Origin of the sequence: Umezawaea beigongshangensis (genome assembly GCF_016464305.1) — a bacterium.
In the GTDB taxonomy this organism is placed as follows: domain Bacteria; phylum Actinomycetota; class Actinomycetes; order Mycobacteriales; family Pseudonocardiaceae; genus Umezawaea_A; species Umezawaea_A beigongshangensis.
The window spans coordinates 222,510-243,579 of the sequence record NZ_JAEIOJ010000007.1 but is presented as its reverse complement, the minus strand read 5'-3'; the positions used below and the strand labels follow the sequence as shown (position 1 = coordinate 243,579).

Below are 21,070 nucleotides of genomic sequence, written 5' to 3'. Positions count from 1 at the left end.
CGGCCTCAGCGCTCGTCCGGCAGGTCGTGGCGGCCGGAGATGAACTCCTGGAAGCGGATCTTCACCCGGATCGTGGGCTGCCGGACGCGCGCCTCCCGCCGGGAGGCCCTGCGCAGCTTGCGCGAGTCCGCCCGGTACCTCCAGCGGGCCCAGGGCGAGCCCGGCCGGGCCAGCCGCACCGCCCCGACGACGGGCAGGCCGGGCACGAGCAGACCCAGCAGACCGGTCCAGATCTTGCCCTTGAGCAGGCTCAGGACGGCGAAGACGAGGTTGCCGAGGAGCACGGTCGGACGAGCCGTGCCGTCCAGCGCGGAGAAGTCGTCGTAGCCCAGCGGGCGTGCGCCGAGCAGCAGCAGACCGGTCATGCCGATCGCCAGGAACACCGCGTCGACGGACAGCCGGCCGTTCTCGGTCCAGTACACGTCGCGCAGGTGCAGGATCAGGGCGAACTCGTCGAGCACGAGCGCGGCGCCCACCCCGAGCAGGGCGGCCGCCCCGAGTCTCAGCCCGTGGGAGTCGTCCGGCACGGCCAGCCCGGCGACCCCGCCGAGCAGCACGAAGACCGTGCCGAACACCACGTGGTGGATGTGGGTGCCGCCGGGGGTGATGTTGCCCGGCCACCAGCGCACCCGCGCCCGGATGAGCCGCACGCTGATCCGGATGAGCACGAACGTGATCACCAGGCCGAGGAAGAAGAACAGCAGCCGCGAACTCCCGGTGCTGGCCGCGTCGACGCCCGCCGCCCGTCCCGGGTGGTGGAACACCGCCTCCGTGCGCACCGCCCCGCGTCCCCTCGTGCCGACCTGCGCGAGATCAGGAGGTTACGCCTGAACGGGGGAACGGGTGGAGCTTCTAGAAGCTGACGCCGCCCTGGATGTCCCTGGCCTGGAGCACCTTGCCGGACACGTTGCCCGTGACCTGGTTCACGACCCCGCCGGTCTCGGCGTGCTGCTGGACCGCGACGCGCGCCCACTCCTCGCGGAGCCGCGCGCCGAACTCGGGATCGGCGCTCTCGGTGCGCTCCAGCGCCCGTTCGAGCGCCGCGACCTCCGGAGAGCCCTCTGCGGCGCCCTCGGCGGCCTCCAGGGCGGCCGTGGCCGTCTCGTCGCCGGCGAACTTGTCCTTGACCAGCTGGTACAGGCTGATGACGGCACGGCCGGCCAGCGCGGCCGCGACGGAAACGAGCACCGGTTCCGGCACGTCGTCCTCCTTGCCCCCTGGGGTGTGCACACCGTGATCGGTGATGACTCCACGGTAGCAGCGGGACGCGATCAGAAGTCGCACTCGACGGAGGGCCGGGGGACGTGGTTGACTGTCGACGGTCGTAGTTTCTGTGTTCGTGTTTGACCACGCTCGCGGAACGATGTTGCGGGCGCGTTGCTTTCCTCCAGGTACGGCGGAGAAGTTGCCGTCTGAACCGGCCCGGATGGTCGCAACTGCGACAGCCGTTCCCGGCACCTGTTAGAGGAGAAGCAAGAAGATGGCAGTTCAGGGCACCGTCAAGTGGTTCAACGCGGAGAAGGGCTTCGGCTTCATCTCCCCGGACAACGGTGGCGCCGACGTGTTCGTCCACTACTCGGAGATCCAGACCAACGGATACCGCAGCCTGGAGGAGAACCAGCGCGTGGAGTTCGAGATCGGTCAGGGTCAGAAGGGCCCGCAGGCCCAGGCCGTTCGCCCGGTCGCCTGATCCGAGTCCTCCGACTTGGCGGAACCGCCACTTCGTGAGGGGTGGCGGTTCCTTTCACTTTCCGTCTCGTCAGCGCAGGTCGTGGGGACCTCTGGTCCCGCGGTGCGGCCCGCGGCGGTGACGATGCGCGATCGAGGCGCCTTCGCGGGAGTTCCGCGGAGGCGCCTCGTCGCATCAGGGGCGCATCTCGTACGCGCCCGACAGCGCCTCCACTCGCGCCCACGCGCGGGCGAAGCGCTCCTCGTCCACGACGGGCTTGCGGATCTGCGCCAGCGCCCACGCCTGCTGGGCCCCGGTGGAGGACGCCTTGCCGTGCAGGGCCACCGCTGACGCGGAGAAGTCCCGCACGAACACGTCGAAGACCTGGTCGAGCACGTCCGGCTCCAGGCCGGTCAGCGCCGCCTGCTCCAGCACGAGCTGCCCGTAGACCACGAGCGTGAAGAGCTGGCCCACGGTCAGCACGAAGTCCAGGTCGCGCTGCTGCTCCGCGTCCGGGGCGGCCTCGGTCAGCAGGGTCCGCAGCGCCGCCGCCTGCTCGTGGAAGCGGGCCACGTTCGGCACGTGCGCGAACCGCCGGTAGGCCGTCTCCCAGTCGTGGAAGCGGATCGCCCCCAGCCCCCTGGCCGGGCCCTGCCGGAAGAAGAACTCGTCGTCCGCCGGGTCGAGCCGGGTCGGGACCTCGGCGTGCTCGACCGCGTCGAACAGGTAGTTCGGCACGAACTTCAGCACCAGGGCGAGGTTCACGTGGACCGTGCCCTCCAGCTTCGGCAGCGCCCTGATGTCCCGCGTCGCCATGTGGAAGTACGTGTCCTTCTCGAAGCCCCTGGCCGCGACGACGTCCCACAGCAGGTCGACGACCCGTTCGCCCTCGCTGGTGACCTTCATCTTGGTGATGGGGTTGAACAGCAGGTAGCGGCGGTCCTCGGCCGACGCCGAGCGGAAGTAGTCGACCGCGCGGGCCGAGAACAGCCTCATCGCGATCAGCCGGGCGTGGGCGTCGACGAAGTTCTGCCGGACGTGCGGGAAGTCGGTCACCGGGTTGCCGTAGAGGACGCGGTTGCGGGCGTGGGTGATCGCCTCGTAGAACGCGTGCTCGCAGATGCCGATCGACGCCGTGCACAGGTTGAACTTGCCGACGTTGACGGTGTTGAGCGCGGCGCTGAACGCCTCCTGGCCGGTGTGCAGGACGTCCGCCGCGCTCACCGGGTAGTCCTGGAGGGTGAACTCGGAGACGAACATCTGCGAGTCGACGACGTTGCGCACGAGGTCGAACTTCTCGTGCTGGCTGTCGACGGCGAAGAAGACGTAGGCGTCCGGGCCCTCCAGGTCGGCGCGGCGGCCGAAGACCGACACCATCCCGGCGACGTTGCCGTTGCCGATGTAGTACTTGCCGCCGCTCGCGGTGAACCCGCCCGCGCCGTCCGGGGTCAGCACCATGTCCGTGGAGTAGACGTCGGCGCCGTGCTCCTTCTCCGACAGGCCGAACGCGAACACCGCGCCCTCGTCGAGCAGTCGCGCCGCGCGGCGGCGGGCCTCGGCGTTGTCGCTCATCCAGATCGGGCCGAGGCCGAGCACCGTGACCTGCCAGGCGTACCAGTACTGGAGGCCGTAGAAGCCGAGGACCTCGCTCAGCGCCGCGTTGCGGGCGGCGTCCCACCGCTGGTCCCCGTTCCCCTCCGCCGCCGGGGTCAGGAAGGTCGAGAACAGCTTCTCCCGCCGGACGAAGTCGAGGAACTCGGAGTACCAGACGCGGTTCTGGTCGTCCGCGAGGAGCCGGGTCTTCCCGCGCTCCTCGAACCAGTCGATCGTCGCGCGCAGCAGGCGGCGGCTCTCGGCGTCGAGGTGCTGCGGGTCGTAGCTGTTCGGGTCGAACAGCTCTGCGGCCCCCGCGGTGGTGGCGGTGCTGTCGTTCACGGCGTTTCCCTCCGGTGCTCGTCGGCGAGCGTGTTACTAGTGAGTAACTTAGTGCCTCCGAAAACTGTCGGTCGCCCGGCGTAGTGTGCGCCGCGTCACACTGCAACCACATCGAAGGAGGTGTCCGTCGTGTCCGACACGGTTCTGCTGGCCATCGGGACCCGCAAGGGTCTCTGGATCGCCACCAGCACGGACGACCGCGCGACCTGGAAGCTGAGCGGCCCGCACCACGCCATGACCGGTGTGTACTCGGTCGCGATCGACACTCGCCGCGAGACGCCCCGGTTGCTCGCGGGGGTGTCGAGCGAGCACTTCGGGCCGACCGTCGCGGTCAGCGACGACCTCGGCGCCACCTGGCGGGAGCCGGAGCGCCCGCCGATCGCGTTCCCGGAGTCCACCGGGGTGTCGCTGGAGCGCGTCTGGCAGCTCGCGCCCGGTCCGGCCGCCGAACCCGACGTCGTCTACGCGGGCACCCAGCCGTCGGCGCTGTTCCGCTCCGCCGACGGCGGCCTCACCTACGAGTTCGTGCAGAGCCTGTGGGACCACCCGCACCGCGAGGAGTGGGGAGCCGGGTACGGCGGTCAGGCGATCCACACCGTGCTGCCGCACCCCGCCGACCCGGCGAGCGTCCTGGTGGCGATGTCCAGCGGCGGCGTCTACCGCACCGACGACGCCCTCGCCTCCTGGCGGCCCGCGAACTCCGGCCTGAGGGCGTACTTCCTGCCCGACCAGTACCCCGAGTTCGGCCAGTGCGTCCACAAGATCGCACGGCACCCCGCGCACCCCGACCGGTACTTCCTCCAGAACCACCACGGCGTCTACCGCAGCGACGACGGCGCGGAGTCGTGGACGTCGATCGCCGACGGCCTGCCCAGCGACTTCGGCTTCGCGATGGCGGTGCACCCCGCCCGCCCCGAGGTGATCTACACCTTCCCGCTGGTCGCCGACGTCGACCGCTTCCCGCCGGAGGGGCGCTGCCGGGTCTACCGCAGCGAGGACGCGGGCAGCACGTGGACGGCCCTGACCGAGGGCCTGCCGCAGGAGGACTTCTGGACCACCGTGATGCGCGACGCGCTGTGCGTGGACGACTCCGACCCCGGCGGCGTGTACTTCGGCTCCCGCTCGGGCGCGGTCTACGCGAGCCGGGACCAGGGCGACTCCTGGCGGTGCGTCGCCGCGAACCTGCCCGACGTGCTGTCGGTGCGAGCGGCGGTGGTCTGAGGTGCGGGTCAGGGTGCTGGTGCCGGGGGTGCTGCGCGGCGTGACCGACGGAGCCGCGCACCTGGACGTCGACGTGGCCGAGCCCGCGACCCTCGGCGCCCTGTTCGACGTGCTGGCGGTGCGCTACCCGCTGCTGGAACGCAGGCTGCGCACCGAGCGGGCGGAGCTGCGCCGCTACGTCAACGTCTACGTCGACGGGGAGGAGTGCCGCCGCATCGGTGGTGCCGGGGCGCGGCTGGCCGAGGACGCGGAGGTGCTGATCCTGCCCTCGATCGCGGGAGGCTGACGGGAGCGCTCACGAGTCGCCCAGGAGCCGGTAGGCGGGGCGCAGCAGGTCGGTGACGCTCCGACCGTCCACCGAGAACGGCAGCGGGTCGAGCTGGTCGAGCAGGGCGTCGGGACGCCGGGGGACGGAGGTGACCGCGGGCGGGGTGCCGGGCGACTCCCAGAACGCGTCGACGCGGTCGGCGAGCGGGGGCGTGCCCGCGGGCTGGACGGCGTCCGGCTCGGCGGTGTCCAGCCCGGCGGTGCCGCCGGGATCGCCGCGCAGCTCGCGCAGCCGGTCGAGCAGGTCGTCGCGGGTGCGTCCGCGCCAGGACAGGATCTCGAAGGGGTCGGCGTCGAAGGACTCGGCGAGGAGGTGGCAGGTCGCGGCCAGGTGCTTGCACGGCACCTGCCAGTCGGGGCAGGTGCAGTCCATCGTCAGCTCGTAGCCGGTCCGCGGGAACAGCTGGAGGCCGAGACGGGCGAACAGGTCCTCGATCTCCGGCGGCATCTCGCCCGCGAGCAGCTTCGCCGCGTACAGCGCCCGCTCCGCCAGCGCTCGCTCGATGCGCTCCCACTCGGCGCCGGTGAAGGAGCGGATGCCGATGCGCGCCCGGTGGGGCTGCGGCTGCGAGCCCTGGACGAGGGAGACGACCACGCTGGTGGACAGGGACAGGCTGAGCACCTGGCCCGACCTGGCGCACGCGCGCCCGCTCTCCAGCCGGTCGCCCATCCCCAGGGACTCCAGCACCTGCACGAACCGGCGGGACCACCACGTCCGCGCGACCTCGCCGCGCCTGCTGCGCAGCGTCAGGCCCTCGCGGGGCTCGGCCGGCCCGCTCATCCGCCCACGGCCTCGGGGGACAGGGCGAACAGCTCGCGCAGCTGGTCGGTCGACAGCTCGGTCAGCCAGCTCTCGCCCGCACCCACCACGAGCTGCGCGAGAGCCCGCTTGTCCTCGATCACCCGGTCGATCCTCTCCTCCAGCGTCCCGACGCACACGAACTTGCGCACCTGCACCCGCGAGCGCTGGCCGATCCGGAACGCCCGGTCGGTCGCCTGGTCCTCGACGGCGGGGTTCCACCACCGGTCCAGGTGGATCACGTGGTTCGCCGCCATCAGGTTGAGCCCGGTCCCGCCCGCCTTGAGCGAGAGCAGGAAGATCGACGGCCCGTCGGCGGACTGGAAGCGCTCCACCAGCGCGTCCCGAGCGCCCCTGGCCGTGCCGCCGTGCAGGAACAGCACCTCCGTGTCGAACCGCGCGGCCAGGTGCGGCACGAGCAGGCCGCCGAACTCCGCGAACTGCGTGAAGCACAGCGCCTTCTCGCCCCTGGCCAGGACCTCCTCCAGCACCTCCTCCAGCCGGGCGACCTTGCCGGAGCGCCCGGCCACCGGCGACCCGTCGCCCAGCAGCTGCGCCGGGTGGTTGCACACCTGCTTGAGCCGCGACATCGCCGCGAGGACCTGGCCCCTGCGCTCCATCCCCTCGCTCTCCTCGATCCTGGCGAGCACGTCGTCCACGACCGCGCGGTAGAGCGAGGCCTGCTCCGCCGTGAGGGTGCACAGCTGCCTCATCTCGACCTTCTCCGGCAGGTCGTCGACGATCCGCGGATCGGTCTTGAGCCGCCGCAGCACGAACGGCGAGGTGATCCGGCGCAGCCGCAGCGCCGCCTCCTGGTCGCCGTGCCGCTCGATCGGCACGGCGAACCGCGCGCGGAAGGTGTGCACCGAGCCCAGCACACCGGGGTTGACGAAGTCCGCGATCGACCACAGCTCCGCGAGCCGGTTCTCCACCGGCGTCCCGGTCAGGGCCACGCGCTGCCGCGCCGGGAACGCCCGCACGGCGGCCGACTGCCGGGTCGAGCTGTTCTTCACGTTCTGCGCCTCGTCGAGCACCACGCGATCCCACTCCACGGTCGCGAGCGTTCGCGCGTCCCGCGTGGCCAGCGCGTACGTGGTGATCACCAGGTCGTGACCGGCGACGGCGGCCCGCAGCTCGTCACCGGTGAGCCGGTCGCCGCCGTGGTGCACGAGCACCGACAGGCCGGGTGTGAAGCGCTCCGCCTCGCGCTGCCAGTTGCCCACCACCGACATCGGGCACACGAGCAGCGTCGGCGGGCGCGGACCGCGCTCCCGCGTCACGGTCTCCAGCGCCAGCAGCTGCACGGTCTTGCCCAGGCCCATGTCGTCGGCGAGGCACGCGCCGAGTCCCAGCCGGTCGAGGAACACGAGCCACGCCAGGCCGCGCCGCTGGTAGGGGCGCAGCACCCCGGTGAAGCCCGCCGGTGTCTCCACCGGTTCCAGCCGGTGCTCCACCCGCCCGGACAGCAGGTCGCCGAGCCGGCCGTCGGCGCTCACCCCGGTCACCGGCAGCGGCAGCGCGTCGTCGTCGGGGTGCAGCCCGGCGTGCCGGAGCACCTGTGCCGCGGTCGTGCGCCCGGTCCCGCCGCGTCGCAGGAACGCGAGGCCGGCGGCCAGCCGCTCCTGATCGACGTGCGCCCACTGCCCGCGCATCCGCACCAGCGGCACCTTGGCCGCGGCGAGCTGCTCCAGCTCGTCCTCGCGCAGGCGCTCCTCGCCCAGCGCGAGGTCCCAGCGGTACCGCACGAGCGCCTTCAGGCCGATCTCGCTCTCCCCGGCCACGGTTCCCGCCGTGCCGGCGCCGGTGGCCGTCAGCCGCAGGCCGAGCGGGCGGCGGTGCCACCAGGACGGCAGGAGGACCGCGAACCCGGCGTCCTCCAGCCGCGTCACGCGGGTGAGGAAGTCGTGCGCGCCCTCGACGTCCAGCTCCAGGTCGCTCGGACGGCGTGCGCGCAGCGCCTCGTCCAGCCGGGGGTAGAGCCCGCTGGCGCGCCCCAGCTCGGCGAGCAGCACCTCCTGCGGCCGGGGGACCCAGCGGTGCAGCACGGCGTCGGCGCGCTGCCACACGTGCGCGGCGGGCACCAGCACGCTCGGGTCGTCCACGGCTCGGAGCAGGAACTCCAGCCGCCACACGTCGTCGTGCGGCGAGCCCTGGTCCGGCGCGGAGAGCCGGAAGCACACGCGCACGGGGGCGTGCCGCGTGGCCGTGGCGTGCCACGCCGCCAGTCGAGCACGCAGCTCGTCGAGGTCCGCCGGGTCGGCGGGAAAGCGGGGGTCGCCGGTCAGGGCGCGCAGCCACGCCTGCACGGCGGTGGGGTCGCCGCCGGTGTGCGGGACCAGGCGCAGGTCGGGCGGGAACGCCGCGCGCACCCCGTCGTCCACGCAGCGCTCCAACGCGCGGGTCAGCAGCGCGCCGGGATCGTCGTGGCCGCGTTCGCACCGGCACGCGGGCGGCATGGCGTCGCGCAGCCGCGCGAACCGGGCGGCGTCCACTCCGGACACCACGGGGACCCAGCGGGCCTCGGGAGCGGTGGCGTCCACCGACGGCAGCACGCGCCCGCCCGCGACGAGGTCGCGGGCGAAGGACGCCACGTCCGTCAGGTAGCGGGCCGACCGGCCGATCCGGCAGTGCGCCGGAGGGGTCGCGCCGGGCCGAAGGCCGACCGTCGCGACCCGCCACGGCCGCAGCCGGAGCTTCCCGCGCTGCGCCGGGCCGGGAGCGAGCGGATCGCGCACCAGCTCGGGAGACGGCGCGGGGCCGGACGGGCGGGACGGCAGCAGCAGCACGCGCTCGCGCACCCGGCCGCCGAGCAGAGCGGCGAGCGCGGCGCCGTCCAGCGCGAACGGGTGCACGTCGCCGTCCCCGGCGCGCGCGGGCAGGCCGGAGTCCTCCACCCAGAGCGCGGGCCCCTCGGCCGTGCACACGCCGTGCAGCACCAACACCCGTCGAACACTAACCGGGCGGTGCCGGGAGCTGGCTCGGCACGGGCAGGTCGGCGACCGTCGCGCCCTTCGGCGGCGCGTACTGGCCGCTGACCACGGGGAACGCCAGCGAGAACGTCGTGGCCAGCGGGTCGAACACGCCGTCCAGCAGGATCGTGCCGGAGAACGTGTCGCCCGAGACGACCGTGCCGGGCCACGTGCTCTCCCGCACACCGGCCGCGTGGGTGCGTCCCGTGCTGTCGGTCGCCACGACCGACGCCAGCGGCAGGTTCATCTGTCCGGGGCTCGCGTTGGTGACCGTGACGGCGACCGCGACGCGTCCGCCCCGGCTCTCCACGGAGGTCACGTCGAGCGTGAGCATGCCGCGCTGGAGCTTCCAGGAGCCGCTCTGCGTCGTCGTCCGCACGGGGGGAGAGCTGGACGGCCCCTGGCCGCCGCCCGCCGCTCCGGTCGTCGTGGGGGACGTCGTGCGGGGTGCCGCCGCTGGCGCCGGATCGCGCAGTTCGACCGCGAGGTCGCCGATGCCGACCCGTCCCACGGCGACGGCCTGGGCGATGCCCAGCAGCACCAGCACGCCGACGGTCACCAGTGCGACGGTGAGGACCGTGCTCCCTCCCCGGCGCCCGTCCTCTGCCTCCACGACGTTCCTCCGAACGGCCACCAGCCGGAGACGGTGTCGTCCTCCGAGTCCGGACAGTCTTGGGGGCCGGTGGACGTGAGTCAAGGTCGCGTTTGGGGGCCGGTTCCGGGCGTGCGGGGGAGGGGCGGACGTGCGGGAGCGCGCCGCGGGTCGAAGTCGCGGCGCGCTCACCGGGGTGCCGCGTCAGCGCGGTCGCCCGGACCCCGGCCCGGTCGGCGCCGTGACGCCGATCCCGGCCGGCCCGATCCGGTCGACGCCGCCGGTGCCGGAGAACGCCGCCGCGAGCGTGCCCGGACGGTGCCGCGATCTCCGCGTCGTCTCCCCTCCGGCCACCGGGTCACCGACGCCGTCCTGTCAGCGTCGCCGGTGCGGGGGCCGCGCGGATCGGGGGAGACCCCGATCCCGTCCCCCGTGTCGCACCCCCGGCTTCTCGGGGTCAGCAGACTCCCTTGAAGGTCAGCACGCGCCGCAGCGCCTCGGTCACGCGCTCCTGCGGCAGGTCGCCCGACGCCACCGCCTGCTCCAACCGGTCCAGCACCTCGCCGAGGCGGCCACCGGAGGACCACAGCGCCAGGTCCGCACCCGCGGCGAGCGCGCGCTGCACGGCCAGCGGCAGGTCCACGCGGTCGGTGACGGCCTTCATCGCCCCGAGGTCGTCGGTCATCGCCGGGCCGGTGAAGCCGTACTCCTCGCGCAGCAGCGCGTAGGCGGCCGGGCTCAGCGTCGCGGGCTCACCGCCGGTGAGTCCGGGCACGTCCAGGTGACCGAGCATGACCGCGACGTCGCCGTAGTCGCCGATGTCGCGGTAGGGCAGCAGGTCGGCCCGGCGCAGCGCGTCCAGCGGCGGGGTGGACGGCAGGGCGAGGTGCGAGTCGCCGGTGGCGTTGCCGTGACCGGGGAAGTGCTTGAGGACCGGCTTCACCCCGGCGTCCTGGAGCCCGGCCGCGAACGCCGTCACGTACTCGCGGGCCACGGCCGGATCGGCGCTGAACGAGCGGTCGCCGATCACGCTGCCGTCCGGTTGCGGGCTGGTGTCCGCGATCGGCGCGAGGTTCATCGTCACGCCGCGCGCCGCGAGGGCCCTGCCGCGCTGCGCCGCGAGCGCGCGCACCTCGGCGGGCGTCCGGGTCGCGGTCATCCGCCGCGCGCTGGGCAGCTCGCCGTCGAGCGCCTCCACGCGCTGCACCCGGCCGCCCTCGTCGTCGACCGACACGGTGAGCGGGATGCGCGCGGCCGAGCGCACGGCCGTCAGCGCGTCCCCGCTGAGCAGACCGGTGGCCTCACCGCCGACGAAGATGCCGCCGACCTGCTCCCCGGTCACCGCGGCCAGCGCCGCGGCCGGACCGGACGGGTCGACGCCGACCACGACGAGCTGGGCCAGCCGCTGTCGCGGGGACAGCGCGGCGATCGGCTCGGCGCACTCGTCGCGCGGCGCGGTGGCGCTGGGAGGCGTGCTGCTGGTGGCGGGTTCGCCGGTGCCGGGTGCGGTGGGGGAGGTGCTCGCCGCCACCGCGGTGCCCGCCTCGCTCGGCGGACCGGCGACGCCGGCCCACTCGCTCAGCACGGCCGCCAGCAGCGCACCCGCCGCCAGGGTCGCCAGGCCCGTCCTCGTGCTCCTCGCGCTGATGGTCATCACTCTCTGCGTCGCGGTGTCGGGGTGCGAGGACCAGACTCCCAGGGAACCGCGTGCCGCGCGAACGCGGAGAACCGTTCAGGCGGTCCAGCGCAGTCCGTAGGCCAGGCCGGGGTGGGGCTCGCGGAACGAGGTTCCCACCTCGCCGACGCGGTCGACGGCCAGGGGCTCCTCCGTGCCGCTGACCTCCTCCTGGAGCACCGCGCCCGACACGCGCCGCACGACCTCGGGCCGGTGCGCCGGGTCGAAGCGGACCCGCAGGTCGAACAGGTCGCAGCGGCGCTCGGGACGGAACACGTAGTGCTCCCGCACGGTGCTGGGCAGCCGCAGCTGGAGGCCGTACTCGTGCGTCTCACCCGCCCGCAGCGCGCGCGGCAGCTGGAGCGCGAGCACCAGCCGCCCGTCGGGGGAGCGGGTGCTCTCGACCAGCACCGCGCCGAGCTGCACCTCCACGTCCAGCTCCTCCGGGGTGCCCGGAGCGCTCACCGGGACCCTGACCTGCTCCACGTCGTCGCGCTCGGCGACGATCAGGTGCCGTTCGAGGCAGACCGGGGTGGCGGCGTCGACCCGCAGGAGCGCTTCGAACTTGCGCACGTGCCACCCGTCGGCGGACGAGCCGAACGCGTTTCCGGAGGGTCTGACCGCGGCTTCCACGAGCCGGGTGAGGCCCAGATCTATGCGCCGCCGGATCGTGCGCGCATCTCTTTGTTCGCGTTGCGCGAGCCACGCGACGCGATCCGACAAGAATGCGTGCTGCGCTTCTCCGTGCAGGGCGAGCGGAATGGTGACGGCGAGCCGCAGATCGACGGGGAGAGCGGCGGTCGTGGTCAGCACCCACTCCTGGAGCTTCTCCCGCACGACTTCGGCGCCGTCGAACTCGGCGATGCCGCAGACTTCGCGCAACGCTGGTCCCACCTGGCGATCGACCCCCGGCGCCTGCACGCCGCGGCCCTTGCGCAGCGACTTGAGCTCGTCCATCAGCAGGGTTGCGGACACGACCACGACGGCCTCCGTACGAGACGCGCGATCCTCCGGGAAAACGGGATCGCGACAGTCTGGTTGAGTTCTGGCTGAGAATCGTCCTTGAATCACCCGCAGCGGGTTCTGGAAGCTACGTCGCCAGGTGTACCGGTGGTGTTACGGGCAAGGAAATCCGCGCTTCTGGACAACTCGTCCACCGCAACAGCGGTTGACACGCCCCCGGTGCGCGCCGCGCGTTCCCCTGAACTGGAGGTTTCCAGCACGTGACGAATTGGCGGCGAACGGTCGCGCCGTGCGAGAAGGTCACGTGCTCGCGGGCCCGGAGAAGGCGGACGAGCGTCCCTGCCTGCCGTGTTGCCGTTCGGAGGAGGCGAAACGGACCTTTCGGTCAGGGCTGTACGGCCGCGCAGGAGTTCACCCGTTCGAGTTACATGTCTCGACGCGCGGCCTCGCGGCCGACATGGTCTGCACCCTCGTGCGATGGTGCAGAATGGAGGTGTGGCGGGAGCAAAGGACGTGGTCGGTTCGTGGGGTGCCCTCACTCGTGAGGAGCTCGCCGACGAGGTGGACCACCTGGTGAAGAACCGCGACGCGCGATCCCGCGAGGTGTGGGCGCTGGTGCGCCGGGACCAGGTGCTCGCGGCCAGGGTGCGCGGAGTGCTCGCCGGGCTCCGGTCCGAGGCGAGGGGCACCAGGGACGAGGCCATGCGCCTCGTGTGGATCAACCAGGCTTCCCAGGCCCTCAACGCGCCGGAACCGGTCGAGGTGCGACCCGTCGCCGCGGCCAGGGCCTCCGTCGCGACGCCGGAGGCCGAGCCGGAGATCGTGCTCAGCCCGCCCCCGCAGGCCGTGCCACGTCAGGCGTCGGCCGTCCCGGCGGTCTTCTTCCAGGCGCCCTGACCGGTAGCGCGTCCAGCGGAGATCACCCGGTGCCACCGGAGCGGCACCACCGGTGAACGCGAGCGGCGTGACAACCTGTGCTCGTGAGTCGCCAGACACAACCCCGCACCCCCCGACGCCCGATCGTTCCGGCCACCGGACCGCGCGCCCGCGCCGTCGCGCTCGACCCGGCCCAGCAGGCGGTGATCGACGCGGCACGCCAACTGCCCCAGCTCGCCGACCCCCTCGACGTCGAGGTGGCGATCAGCGCCTCCGTCGGGCCGCTGCCAGCGGGGCGGGAACCGTGGGACGTCGTGATCGAGCACGCGGTCGCCGTGCCCAGCCGCCGCAGCCTCGCGCTGCTGCGCGCCCTCGCCGCCCTGCTGCCGGAGCCCGTGGCGGGCCTCGCCCGCGACGAGGCCGACCGGATCACCGGAGTTCCGGAACCGGTGTGGGGCCAGCGGATCACCCGCCTGACCGCGGGCGAGTGCTGGATCGCCGACCAGGCGGCCGGCGCCGGGCACCGCACCCTGCTGTGCACCTACGCCTACGACCACGAGGAGCACGCCGGGGTGTTCCTCGTGGACGCCGTGCGGTCCGGGGCCGTGCGCAACGCCTTCGTCACCCGCGACGTCGCCAGCGCCACCGAGATGCTCGCCACCGAGGTGCCGCTCAGCCCGCTGGACCCGGTCGACGCGCACACCCTGCTCGCCGCCGCGTACGACCGCGTCGACACCGGCGCCGACCGCGGCATCGACCCCGACGTGCACGTGGTGCGACTCCTGACCCGCCGCCGGATCGCCCACGTGCTCGGTTAGGTCCTGCCCAGGAGGTCCGGTTCGGGACGCGGCCTACCCCCCGGACACCGCGCGGCGGCGCACACCCAGGTCGGCCGTGTTCGCCGCCGCGCGGCCCGCGTGCCAGCCCGCCTCGCTGCGCACGGACACCGACTTCGCCACCGTGCGCGTGAACAGCGTCTCGAAGAGCTGGTCGACCGCCTGCCTGCGCTCCGACAGGACCGGCAGCAGGCGGTCGTCCTCCTCGTGCACCTCGGTGGCGGCGCGCAGCCGCTCGCCGACGCGGTGGGCGTAGGCGACCAGGAACGACTGCCGGTAGCCGCGGCTGCGCTCCTCGTCGCCGCGCCGCGCCCCGTCGCCCGAGGCCACCATCGCCCTGGTCGCCTGCACCAGCAGCGACGTCGACAGCACCTCCACGATCTCCAGGTCCAGCTCGTCGCCCACCAGCGCGACGAACCCGAGGTGCTGGTAGCTGACCGCCCGCGAGCGGTTGGCGTCCGCCACGACGTTCACCAGCTGCGCCTTCTCGGTGAAGTAGCGCTTCTCCAGCCACATCCGCCGCGACGTGGCCTCCTGCGGGACGTGGTCCCGCGCGTCGAGCGCGGCCCGCTCGAAGGCGTGCCGGTTCATCAGCTCCTGGGCCTTCGCCGACAGCGCCTCGGCCTCGTCGGGGAACTGCGTCGACTCGGCCTTGGCGAGCAGACCGCGCACCCGCTTGAGCACCTTGCGGTCCACCCCCGCGTGCTCGGCCACCGCGTGGGCCGTGCCCGGCCGCGCCACGATCACCGGCAGCGGCGGCAGCGTGGTGAACAGGCCCAGCACGTCCACGACGACGGCCAGGGCGTCCCGGCGCAGCTCGATGTGCCGCGCGGCCCAGTGCTCCAGCAGCGGATCGGGAGAGTTCCACCACACCTCGGCGCCGATCTCGGTCAGCTGGTCCAGCCAGCGCTGGTGCACCGTCGCCGCCGGGTACCGCAGGGCCTCCGCCGCGATGGCGTCGACCACCAGCGTCGTCGCGGACTCGCCGAGCTGCCGGCGCGAGATCTCCACCACGTCCACGGGCAGCCAGCCGTGCGTCCACAGCACGTCCAGCTCGCGGTGCAGCGCCAGGTCCGCGGCGACTCCGAGCTGCGGAGACTCCACCTGGTCGAGCTCGTCCAGCCGCTCGGCGACGGTGCGCGGCTCCGTCGCGGCGGCGCGGACGAGCCGCGCCACCTCCTCGGTGTCCAGCGGTGCCGCGGTGGGCCGGTCGTCTCGTCGCGCGCGGGTGCGCTTGCCCATGACCGCATCTTCCGTTCGGCAGCGTCGTCGCGACCAGTATGGACGGACCGGCGGACACCACTCGGGGACGCCGCCGGAGAGGGCGGATAATGGACGTGCTCGCGCGGGTGGGTGCGAGCACCGCGAAGGTGAGTGTGGAGGTCGAGAACGTGACCGAGTCGGCGAGTACAACAGCCGATGACCCCGACGCCGAGGTGCTCGACGCACTCGAAGCAGAGGGAATCTCCGCCCAGCGCATCGACGGCGTGTGGGTGGTCGACGGAGAGTTCCGCAAGCCCCTGAAGGTCGCCGCCAGAGCGATCACGCTGATCGGGCGCGGGTGCGTGCTCGCCCGCAACAGCGCTCAGTCGATCGTGCTGATCTGGCACGGCACGACGCTGGCGATGGCGGACTCCAAGATCCCGAGGTGGCGCGTCTACACGATCAACGCGCCCGTGACGCCCCAGATGAAGTTCGTCGGCGCGGAGGGCCTGCCGCCCACGCGCGAGAACCACCCCCTGGCACCCGTGCCCGAGCGCGTCCGCGAGGCCGCCGCGGAGCTGGGCGTGGACCTGCCGAAGCTGCTGCTCGCCCTGCGGTGACGACCGCCCGGCCCCGTCGCTGAACACCCGGCCGGGCGGCACGAGGTACCGGGAGGAGGAACCGGCGCCTCTCGCCCGGCGGGGTCCGACCTCCCGTGGCAGCCTGGCCGCGTGAGGCGGAAGACGCGGTCTCGGAAGCAACCCCTGCGGCGCCCCGTCACGTCGGTGCCGGTCGTCTGCCGTCCACAGCGGACACCGCTCAGCCCGGTGCAGCGAGCCGTGCTCGACGCGGGCCGCCGGTTGCCTCCCCTCGCCGACCCGCTGGAGGTCGAGCTGATCGTCAGCGAGTCCGCCGCGCGCGCCGAGGCCGGCGAGGGCGTGTGGGAGGACGTCGTGGCGGGTGCGGTGGAGGTGCCCAGCCGGCGCAGTCTCGCGCTGCTGCGCGCGCTGGAGTCGCTGCTGCCGGGCAGGCCGGGGGAGTGGGCGACCACCGCGGCCGGTGTGCTCACGGGCAGCGGCATCGAGGAGCCGCCCTGGCTGGACGACATGCGCGCCCTCACGTTCGGGGAGTGCTGGATCGGCGACCGGTCCGTCGACGCGGGGTACCTCGCGCTGCTCTGCGCCTACGCCTACGGCGACGTCGAGCACGGCATCGTGTTCCTGCTCGACGAGAAGGCCGCCGGTGTGGTGCGCAACGCGTTCGTGGTCCGCGACACCGCGTTCGTCAAGGAGCGGCTCAGCACCTGCGCGCCGCTGACCCGGATCAGCGCCGAGGCCGCGCACTGGCTGCTGGCGAAGTCCTACGACCGCCTGGACCGCAGGCCGGGCCTCCCGGTGCGTCCCGAGGTGCACCTCACGCGGCTGCTCGCCCGGCGGCGCATCGCGCTCGCCTTCGGCTGACCGGGAACGGCCCCGCCGCCGCGGTCGTCGAATCCGCGTGGACGGCGAGTGGTGGGTGCTGATCGACGAGGTGCGGGGATTCGGCGACGGCCGGGAGCGGACGCTCTCGCACACGGAGCGGGCCGGGTCGCGGGAGGCGGCGAGCGCGCTGGCGCTCGACCTGGCGCACCGGTACGTGCCGGCGTACCCGTGGGCGCTGCGGAGCCGGCAGGTCTTCCGGGTGGCACCGGACTCCTACGTCGTGGTCGCGCACGGGCACACCTCGACGTTCGACTTCCAGGTGCGCGTCGGAGAACTCCTCGCCGAGGAGTGAGGCAGTTCTTCCGACTTTTCCGCCGCGGCTTTCCCCGTGCCCACGAGCGGGCGCGAACAATGCGCGATCCGGACACGTCGAGAATGACCGCGCCGCGTTGTGGTGCACCGCACAGCGAGCGGACGACGAGCTGCGCCGCAGGTCAGGTCGCTGCACGTGCTCCAGAAACACCACTGCGGAGATACCCGAGGGGTATCTCCGCAGTGGATGTGCTGTGCGCCGCCAGGGACTCGAACCCCGAACCCGCTGATTAAGAGTCAGCTGCTCTGCCAGTTGAGCTAGCGGCGCTCGGACCTTGTTGCTCCGTCCGACGTGAAGAACACTAGCACGTGTTCCTCCGCAGTTCCCAATCGCCTGGTCAGGACGGGTTCGCCACCCTGACCGGGGGAACTTCGCCCCGGTAACGATCCAGCATCCCCCGCAACGCCGTCAACCCTCCGGGCGTCATCCCATCAGGGGACAACGCGACTGCGCCGGTGCAGGTCGTGGGCCACGTGTGGAACGGATGGACGCTGATGGACGTGCGAAGCGGCGGGGGGACGCGACGTGTCTCGGGGTGGATCGCCCTGGGGATGATCGCGACGTTGGTCACAGGATGTACGGGGGAGAGCACGGCGGCCGGAGCGCGGGACGGCGCTTCCGCCACGACGACGGCACCGGCCGAGCCGGTGGCGCTGACGTCGAACGTCGCGGACCGGGCGGCGGACGTCGCGCCGGGCGTGCCGGTCACCGCGACCGCGGCCGGCGGCACGATCACCGAGGTGGCGCTGACGAGTCCGGAGGGGACGGTGGTGGCGGGCCAGATCGCCGCCGACGGTCTCACGTGGACGAACACGGAACCGCTGGGCTACAGCAAGACCTACACGCTGGCCGTCACGGGGAAGAACGCCGACGGCAGGGCGGAGACGACGACGTCGAGCTTCACCACGGCGACGCCGCGGACCTACACCTACCTGTCGATCAACCCGCTCGACGGCGCGACCGCGGGCGTCGGCCAGCCGCTCGCCTTCTACTTCGACGAGCCGATCGCCGACCGGGCCGCGGTCGAGTCCATGATCTCGATCACCACCTCGCCCGCCGTCGAGGGCGCGTTCTACTGGTACGACGAGGACGAGGTGCACTGGCGGCCGCAGAACTTCTGGACGCCCGGCACCACGATCACGATCGACGCGAAGATCTACGGCAAGCACGTGGGCAACGGCATCTACGGCCAGGAGGACCGGCACGTCACCGCGACGATCGGCGACTCCGTGATCCACGAGGCCGACGGCCAGACGCACCAGGTGGTCACGAAGGTCAACGGCGAGGTCACCCGCACCGTGCCGACCTCGATGGGCGACGCCGCGAACCCGACCCCGGTCGGCACCTACGTGATCACCGAGAAGCACGACCACATGGTCATGGACTCGCGCACGTACGGCCTGTCCCTGGAGGCGGGCGGTTACGTCACCCCGGTCGACTGGGCGACGCGCATGTCCAACAGCGGCATCTTCGTCCACTCGGCGCCGTGGTCGATCGGTGACCAGGGCCACCGCAACGTCAGCCACGGCTGCTTGAACATGTCGCCGGAGAACGCGAAGTTCTTCTTCGACAACGCCAAGCCGGGCGACGTGGTGATCGTCACCAACTCCGGCGGCCCGGCACTGGAGTCCTGGGACGGCTTCGGCGACTGGCAGGTCCCGTGGGAGGAGTGGAAGGCGGGCAACCGCTGATCCACCGGCGCACGTGCGCGGCCCCCGTCCGGCGACACCGGACGGGGGCCGCGGCCGTGTCAGGCGTCGGTCACCCGGCCCGCGTCCACCCTCAGGCGGCGGGTCGTCGCCACGGCGTCCAGCATCCGGCGGTCGTGCGTCACCAGGAGCAGGGTGCCGGGGTAGGTCGACAGCGCCGACTCCAGCTGCTCGATCGCCGGCAGGTCGAGGTGGTTGGTCGGCTCGTCCAGGACCAGCAGGTTCACCCCGCGCGCCTGGAGCAGAGCCAGCGCGGCACGGGTCCGCTCGCCCGGCGACAGCGACGCCGCCGGACGCGTCACGTGCGCGGCGCGCAGGCCGAACTTCGCCAGCAGCGTGCGCACGTCGGCCGGGGACGTCCGCGGGACCTCCGCCTCGAACGCGTCCACCAGGGGCGTCTCGCCGAGGAACAGGCCGCGTGCCTGGTCCACCTCGCCCACGACCACGCCCGGCCCGAGGGACGCCGTGCCCGAGGTCAGCGGCACCCGGCCCAGCAGCGCGCCCAGCAGGGTCGACTTGCCCGACCCGTTGGCGCCGGTGATCGCCACCCGGTCCGCCCAGTCGATCTGGAGGTCGACCGGGCCGAGGGTGAACGAACCGCGCTCCACGACGGCCGCGCGCAGGGTCGCCACGACGGCGCCCGAGCGGGGCGCGGCGGCGATCTCCATGCGCAGCTCCCACTCCTTGCGCGGCTCCTCCACCACCTCCAGGCGCTCGATCAGCCGATCGGTCTGCCTGGCCTTCGAGGCCTGCTTCTCGGTCGCCTCGGTGCGGAACTTGCGGCCGATCTTGTCGTTGTCCGGAGCCTTGCGGCGGGCGTTCTTGATGCCCTTCTCCATCCACGACCGCTGGGTGTGGGCGCGGGCTTCCAAGCCGGCGCGGGTGTCGGCGTACTCGTCGTACTCCTCGCGGGCGTGCCTGCGGGCGACCTCGCGCTCCTCCAGGTACGACTCGTAGCCGCCGCCGTAGGTGCGGACCTGCTGCTGGGCGAGGTCCAGCTCCACGACCCTGGTCACGGTCCGCGCGAGGAACTCGCGGTCGTGGCTCACCAGCACCGTCCCGGCGCGCAGTTCGGTGACGAACCGCTCCAGCCGTTCCAGGCCGTCCAGGTCCAGGTCGTTGGTCGGCTCGTCGAGCAGGAACACGTCGTAGCGGCTGAGCAGCAGCGACGCCATCCCGGCGCGCGCGGCCTGGCCGCCGGACAGCGAGGTCATCGCCGCGTCGAGGCTCACGGTCAGGCCGAGGTCCGCGACGACCGCCTCGGAACGCTCGTCGAGGTCGGCGCCGCCGAGGGCCAGCCACCGCTCCAGGGCGTCGGCGTAGGCGTCGTCCGAGCCGGGCTCACCCGCGGTGAGGGCCTCGGTGGCGGCGTCCAGTTCGACCTGCGCCCTGCTCACGCCGGTGCGCCGCGCCAGGAAGTCCCGCACGGCCTCGCCCGGCCTGCGCTCGGGCTCCTGGGGCAGGTGGCCGACGGTGGCGGTGGGCGGGCTGAGCCGCACGACGCCCTGCTCGGCGGGCACGAGCCCGGCCAGCGTGCGCAGCAGCGTGGACTTGCCGGCGCCGTTCACCCCGACGAGGCCGACGACGTCGCCGGGAGCGACGACCAGTTCCAGGCCGGAGAACAGCACCCGGTCACCGTGACCGGCCGCCAGGTCCTTCGCGACGAGCGTGGCGCTCATGGTCTGAATACCCCCCAGACGTGGAGAACGCCCCCTGATCCGAGGATCAGGGGGCGTCGCTTGGGGTGAGTGACGGGACTTGAACCCGCGACACCTGGGATCACAACCCAGTGCTCTGCCAGCTGAGCTACACCCACCAAGACCGGGTGACCCGGCGGCAGAACCATAGCGCACAGAGCCTTGCGCGACGAAATCGGGTCAGCCGAGGCCGTCCGCGCGGAGCAGTTCCGCGGCCACGGCCTGAGCCTGCTCCGAGGTCGGGCCGGGCGGCGCCACGAACGCGGTCCGCCGGTAGTAGGCCAGCTCCCGGATCGACTCGCGGACGTCGGCGAGCGCCCGGTGCGCGAGGCCCTTCTCCGGCTGCGCGTAGTAGATCCGCGGGTACCAGCGCCGGCACAGCTCCTTGACCGACGACACGTCGATCATCCGGTAGTGCAGGTGGGCGTCGAGCGCCCGCATGTCGCGCGAGATGAACCCGCGGTCGGTGGCGATGGAGTTGCCCGCCAGCGGTGCGGTGCGCGCATCGGGCACCCACTCCTTGACGTAGGCCAGGACCAGGGCCTCGGCCTCCTCCAGGGTGACCTCCGACCGGCGCACCTCCTCGGTGAGCCCCGACTTCGCGTGCATCTCCGTCACGACGTCGGGCATCGCGGCGAGCGCCGCGTCGTCGGCGTGGATGACCACGTCCACGCCCTCGCCGAGCACGTTCAGCTCGCCGTCGGTCACCAGCGCCGCGATCTCGATCAGAGCGTCCTTGCCGAGATCGAGCCCCGTCATCTCGCAGTCGATCCACACCACACGATCCATCACCGGGGTGAGCCTA

At 72.9% G+C, this 21,070-nt stretch carries 20 protein-coding genes and 2 tRNA genes; 9 read left to right on the top strand and 13 right to left on the bottom strand.

Features of this window, described 5'->3' with window-relative positions; genetic code table 11:
• Positions 1-5: 5 nt before the first annotated feature.
• A complete protein-coding gene (locus tag IMZ35_RS19130; protein WP_307868383.1) occupies positions 6-779 on the bottom strand; it encodes a hypothetical protein in 774 nt (257 codons plus the stop codon).
• A gap of 73 nt (positions 780-852) precedes the next feature.
• A complete protein-coding gene (locus IMZ35_RS19125; RefSeq protein WP_199442481.1) occupies positions 853-1,200 on the bottom strand; it encodes a hypothetical protein in 348 nt (115 codons plus the stop codon).
• Between the two features lie 280 nt (positions 1,201-1,480).
• On the opposite strand from IMZ35_RS19125, the gene IMZ35_RS19120 reads away from it, so the two are divergent.
• On the top strand, positions 1,481-1,690 hold the full coding sequence (locus tag IMZ35_RS19120; protein ID WP_199442480.1) for a cold-shock protein: 210 nt from the start codon (positions 1,481-1,483) through the stop codon (positions 1,688-1,690).
• Between the two features lie 174 nt (positions 1,691-1,864).
• Here the strand turns inward: IMZ35_RS19120 and IMZ35_RS19115 are convergent, their stop codons facing one another.
• The gene (locus IMZ35_RS19115; RefSeq protein WP_199442479.1) at positions 1,865-3,604 is read right to left on the bottom strand and encodes an acyl-CoA dehydrogenase family protein; all 1,740 of its coding nucleotides are present in this window, start codon (positions 3,602-3,604) and stop codon (positions 1,865-1,867) included.
• Positions 3,605-3,733: 129 nt separating this feature from the next.
• On the opposite strand from IMZ35_RS19115, the gene IMZ35_RS19110 reads away from it, so the two are divergent.
• Both IMZ35_RS19110 and IMZ35_RS19105 read left to right on the top strand, forming a co-directional pair.
• Positions 3,734-4,825, top strand: coding sequence for a WD40/YVTN/BNR-like repeat-containing protein (locus tag IMZ35_RS19110; protein WP_199442478.1), 1,092 nt, complete (start codon positions 3,734-3,736; stop codon positions 4,823-4,825).
• Position 4,826: 1 nt separating this feature from the next.
• Entirely contained in the window at positions 4,827-5,111 is a 285-nt protein-coding gene (locus tag IMZ35_RS19105) for a MoaD/ThiS family protein (RefSeq protein ID WP_199442477.1), read from the top strand.
• Between the two features lie 9 nt (positions 5,112-5,120).
• Here IMZ35_RS19105 and IMZ35_RS19100 read toward each other — a convergent pair whose 3' ends face one another.
• The 5 genes from IMZ35_RS19100 to IMZ35_RS19080 all read right to left on the bottom strand — a co-directional run bounded on the left by IMZ35_RS19100 (position 5,121) and on the right by IMZ35_RS19080 (position 12,168).
• Positions 5,121-5,933, bottom strand: a complete 813-nt coding sequence (locus IMZ35_RS19100; RefSeq protein WP_199442476.1) for an SWIM zinc finger family protein — start codon at positions 5,931-5,933, stop codon at positions 5,121-5,123.
• Positions 5,930-8,893, bottom strand: coding sequence for a DEAD/DEAH box helicase (locus tag IMZ35_RS19095; RefSeq protein ID WP_199442475.1), 2,964 nt, complete (start codon positions 8,891-8,893; stop codon positions 5,930-5,932). The genes IMZ35_RS19100 and IMZ35_RS19095 overlap by 4 nt, the downstream gene beginning before the upstream one ends.
• Before the next feature lie 10 nt (positions 8,894-8,903).
• A complete protein-coding gene (locus IMZ35_RS19090) occupies positions 8,904-9,533 on the bottom strand; it encodes a hypothetical protein (protein ID WP_199442474.1) in 630 nt (209 codons plus the stop codon).
• A 436-nt stretch (positions 9,534-9,969) separates the two neighbouring features.
• Complete coding sequence (locus IMZ35_RS19085; RefSeq protein WP_199442473.1) at positions 9,970-11,166, bottom strand: glycoside hydrolase family 3 N-terminal domain-containing protein; 1,197 nt, start codon at positions 11,164-11,166, stop codon at positions 9,970-9,972.
• Between the two features lie 78 nt (positions 11,167-11,244).
• Positions 11,245-12,168: a hypothetical protein gene (locus IMZ35_RS19080; protein ID WP_199442472.1), complete on the bottom strand. Its 924-nt coding sequence runs from the start codon at positions 12,166-12,168 to the stop codon at positions 11,245-11,247.
• Between the two features lie 477 nt (positions 12,169-12,645).
• Here IMZ35_RS19080 and IMZ35_RS19075 point away from each other — a divergent pair, with 477 nt between their 5' ends.
• Positions 12,646-13,047 (top strand): hypothetical protein, encoded by a 402-nt coding sequence (locus tag IMZ35_RS19075; RefSeq protein ID WP_199442471.1) that lies wholly within the window; start codon positions 12,646-12,648, stop codon positions 13,045-13,047.
• Positions 13,048-13,130: 83 nt separating this feature from the next.
• Positions 13,131-13,844 (top strand): hypothetical protein, encoded by a 714-nt coding sequence (locus IMZ35_RS19070; RefSeq protein ID WP_199442470.1) that lies wholly within the window; start codon positions 13,131-13,133, stop codon positions 13,842-13,844.
• Between the two features lie 33 nt (positions 13,845-13,877).
• On the opposite strand, the gene IMZ35_RS19065 is transcribed toward IMZ35_RS19070, so the two are convergent.
• Complete coding sequence (locus tag IMZ35_RS19065; protein WP_199442469.1) at positions 13,878-15,104, bottom strand: DUF2786 domain-containing protein; 1,227 nt, start codon at positions 15,102-15,104, stop codon at positions 13,878-13,880.
• A gap of 128 nt (positions 15,105-15,232) precedes the next feature.
• On the opposite strand from IMZ35_RS19065, the gene IMZ35_RS19060 reads away from it, so the two are divergent.
• The 3 genes from IMZ35_RS19060 to IMZ35_RS19050 all read left to right on the top strand — a co-directional run bounded on the left by IMZ35_RS19060 (position 15,233) and on the right by IMZ35_RS19050 (position 16,838).
• On the top strand, positions 15,233-15,685 hold the full coding sequence (locus IMZ35_RS19060; protein WP_199442468.1) for a hypothetical protein: 453 nt from the start codon (positions 15,233-15,235) through the stop codon (positions 15,683-15,685).
• Positions 15,686-15,892: 207 nt separating this feature from the next.
• Positions 15,893-16,525, top strand: coding sequence for a hypothetical protein (locus IMZ35_RS19055; RefSeq protein WP_307868382.1), 633 nt, complete (start codon positions 15,893-15,895; stop codon positions 16,523-16,525).
• A gap of 37 nt (positions 16,526-16,562) precedes the next feature.
• Positions 16,563-16,838, top strand: coding sequence for a hypothetical protein (locus IMZ35_RS19050; RefSeq protein ID WP_199442467.1), 276 nt, complete (start codon positions 16,563-16,565; stop codon positions 16,836-16,838).
• A gap of 215 nt (positions 16,839-17,053) precedes the next feature.
• Here IMZ35_RS19050 and IMZ35_RS19045 read toward each other — a convergent pair.
• Positions 17,054-17,126: transfer RNA gene (locus IMZ35_RS19045), tRNA-Lys, on the bottom strand.
• Positions 17,127-17,410: 284 nt separating this feature from the next.
• On the opposite strand from IMZ35_RS19045, the gene IMZ35_RS19040 reads away from it, so the two are divergent.
• Complete coding sequence (locus tag IMZ35_RS19040; RefSeq protein ID WP_229372530.1) at positions 17,411-18,550, top strand: L,D-transpeptidase; 1,140 nt, start codon at positions 17,411-17,413, stop codon at positions 18,548-18,550.
• Positions 18,551-18,609: 59 nt separating this feature from the next.
• Here IMZ35_RS19040 and IMZ35_RS19035 read toward each other — a convergent pair whose 3' ends face one another.
• From IMZ35_RS19035 to orn, 3 genes are all read right to left on the bottom strand, one after another.
• Positions 18,610-20,247, bottom strand: coding sequence for an ABC-F family ATP-binding cassette domain-containing protein (locus tag IMZ35_RS19035; protein WP_199442465.1), 1,638 nt, complete (start codon positions 20,245-20,247; stop codon positions 18,610-18,612).
• Positions 20,248-20,308: 61 nt separating this feature from the next.
• Positions 20,309-20,384: transfer RNA gene (locus IMZ35_RS19030), tRNA-His, on the bottom strand.
• Positions 20,385-20,445: 61 nt separating this feature from the next.
• Positions 20,446-21,057 (bottom strand): oligoribonuclease, encoded by a 612-nt coding sequence (gene orn, locus IMZ35_RS19025; protein ID WP_199442464.1) that lies wholly within the window; start codon positions 21,055-21,057, stop codon positions 20,446-20,448.
• Between the last annotated feature and the right edge of the window lie 13 nt (positions 21,058-21,070).

Bases quoted from the DNA above. Each gene is read 5' to 3' on its own strand.
- IMZ35_RS19120 (WP_199442480.1), top strand. From the start codon at position 1,481: ATGGCAGTTCAGGGCACCGTCAAGTGGTTCAACGCGGAGAAGGGCTTC.
- IMZ35_RS19085 (WP_199442473.1), bottom strand. From the start codon at position 11,166: ATGACCATCAGCGCGAGGAGCACGAGGACGGGCCTGGCGACCCTGGCG.
- IMZ35_RS19100 (WP_199442476.1), bottom strand. From the start codon at position 5,933: ATGAGCGGGCCGGCCGAGCCCCGCGAGGGCCTGACGCTGCGCAGCAGG.
- IMZ35_RS19040 (WP_229372530.1), top strand. From the start codon at position 17,411: ATGATCGCGACGTTGGTCACAGGATGTACGGGGGAGAGCACGGCGGCC.
- IMZ35_RS19035 (WP_199442465.1), bottom strand. From the start codon at position 20,247: ATGAGCGCCACGCTCGTCGCGAAGGACCTGGCGGCCGGTCACGGTGAC.
- IMZ35_RS19065 (WP_199442469.1), bottom strand. From the start codon at position 15,104: ATGGGCAAGCGCACCCGCGCGCGACGAGACGACCGGCCCACCGCGGCA.